Source organism: Streptosporangium sp. NPDC001681 (assembly GCF_040298085.1).
Taxonomy (GTDB): Bacteria; Actinomycetota; Actinomycetes; order Streptosporangiales; family Streptosporangiaceae; genus Streptosporangium.
This window is the reverse complement of sequence record NZ_JBEOZN010000295.1, coordinates 1-2,346: the sequence shown is the minus strand read 5'-3', so window position 1 is coordinate 2,346 and position 2,346 is coordinate 1. Positions and strand designations below refer to the sequence as shown.

Sequence of the window (2,346 nt, the reverse complement as noted above, 5' to 3'; positions counted from 1 at the left end):
AACCTTGGTTCCGTACGACCCACGACCGTCCGTTTACCCCGATCACCGCTTTCCCCGATGACCGAATGCGGCGATCCGTCCCGCGGTAACTCCTGCGGACTTTTCCGGGTCTTCCTGAACCGACTTCGTACGCGAACTGCACTAACCGTGTCTGTCGGATGCGGCATCCAAGTGAACGGAGTCATCCGCGCAGATGTGGAGATCCCAGCGGCGCGGACGCGTCAGGATCGCCCCGAGGATGACACCGAGGATCACGCTTGCGATGATCACGATGAGAATGCTCAGCCCCATGACGGCTGCCTCTCGGAAAGATGTGCCGCTTGATCTGAGGAAATGCGGCCTACTGCACCGTAGCGTCGCATTCTCGCTGTCGCAACGAAACGGCCAGGGACTAATCCTTATTGACCAGGACCGTTGACCCGGTCGGGATCGTCGCGGGCATGTGAATTCTCCCGCGGGTGACATGACCCTGCGTGAGCAGCAACACTTTCTTGGGATGTTTCGCGTGTTTCGCTCCCCTCGCCCCGTAGATCTCGGCACGATGGTGCACGAACTCTGAAACCAACGGGGAGAGATATACATGTCGCGACGCCTTGTCGCCGGATTCACGGCCCTAGCGCTCACCGCCACAGCGATTCCCGCTGAGGCCGAGCAGGCGAGTTCGGGGTTTCCCTCCTCCGCGTTCCCACTGGGTGTGAGCATGGCCACGGTGAAAAACCAGCAGAGTGTGGCACCGGGCATTGATCTTTTCAGCGTGAAGCACGGCAAGTCCACACAGGGCTGGACAGTCTCCGCCCTCATGCCCAACGGCCACGACGACGGCCGCCTGGACACCGCGCAGACGGTCGCCGAGGCCGTGGAGGCGGCGGGGTTCACTCCCAGCATCCTGCGGATCGTGCAGCCCGCCGCAGCGGACGCCCCGGCTGTGGAGCGATACATGGTCAGGATCGGCCTGTGGTCATTCGGCAAGCGGGCCGAGGCCGACAAGGTCGTGAAGGAACTCAAGGAGCAGGGCATCCGGGCCAAGACCGACTATCTCGGCGACGACGGTACCGAGACCACCGGCCCCTGGAACATGAGCGTGCTGATGGTCGACCCGAAGGTGTTCAAAGGGTCCTTCAAGACGAGCGTCGGCAAGAGCGTGGCCAAGCGCGAGACCACCAGCTCGATGTCGAAACTGACCGGCGCCATCGCCGGGGTCAACGGCGGCTTCTTCAACATCCACACCGCCAAGGCCCTTCAGGGCGACCCGGTCGGTGTCTCCGTGGTGGGCGGCAGGCTGCTCAGCGAGGCCGTGCCAGGCCGCAGCGGCCTCGTCATCACCCAGGGCCGCAAGGCCCGGATCACCGAGTTGCGAACCCAGGTCACCGCGATCTCCTCGGACGGCACGAAGGCCGAGGTCAACGGCATCAACCGGGCCGCCGGAAGCGACGAGCTCGTCCTCTACACCGAGGAATTCGGCAGCAAGACGGCCACCGACGGCGGCATCGAGGCCGTCATCGACGCCCAAGGCCAGGTCGTCACGGTCCGCCAGGCCGGCGGCATCGTCGCCCGGGGCACCTACGTGCTTCACGGCACCGGCCTGGCGGCCGTCTGGCTGCAGGAACACACGCAGGGCACCTGGATGAAGCTGGACACCAAGGTCATCGACCTGCGGACGCAGCGGGCGATACCGCTCACCCCTGATACATACATCATGGGCGGCGGGGTCGGGCTGGTCAGGAACGGCCGGGTGCGCATCACCGCGGCGGCCGACGGACACGCCTCGGTCAACATGATGCTCCGGCGCCACCCGCGCACGATGGTCGGTGTCGACAAGTCGGGCGGGCTGATCCTGGTCACGGTCGACGGACGCAACCCGGGTATCTCCGTGGGCGCCTCGATGGTGGAGGCTGCTCAGCTGATGCGCTGGCTGGGCGCCAAGCAGGCCATCAACTTCGACGGTGGTGGCTCCAGCGTGATGGTCGTCGGCCACAAGCCCGTCAACCGGCCCTCGGACGGCGCGGAGCGGACCGTGGGCGACGCCCTCTTCATCACGCCCTGACGAGCGGCGCTCCAACGGGAGAAGCCCCGGTCCTCATCGGCCGGGGCTTCTGGTTCTCCGTAGTCGTACGGCGGCTCTCTCAGCCTCCGGTTCCGAGGCACGTCTCGGAGCTCCGTCCCTGAACCCGGGTGCCTCCGCAGGGCCTCTGGATCCCCTCAGCCATTTCAGATTCCAGGGTATGAGAGAGGGCCCAAGGTCGGCCTCCCGTTCGGAACCCTTCCCGGAAAGCACGAAGGCCCCCACCAAAGGTGAGGGCCCTCATGAAAGATTGTCCGGCGGCGACCTACTCTCCCACACCGTCC

Annotated in this window: 1 protein-coding gene; it reads left to right on the top strand. The window is 65.5% G+C overall.

Annotated elements, in window-relative coordinates:
• Positions 1–580 precede the first annotated feature (580 nt).
• Entirely contained in the window at positions 581–2,044 is a 1,464-nt protein-coding gene (locus ABT130_RS47425) for a phosphodiester glycosidase family protein (RefSeq protein ID WP_350966474.1), read from the top strand.
• Positions 2,045–2,346: the final 302 nt, after the last annotated feature.

Excerpts from the sequence above, each read along its gene's own strand:
- ABT130_RS47425 (WP_350966474.1), top strand. The coding sequence starts at position 581 with ATGTCGCGACGCCTTGTCGCCGGATTCACGGCCCTAGCGCTCACCGCC.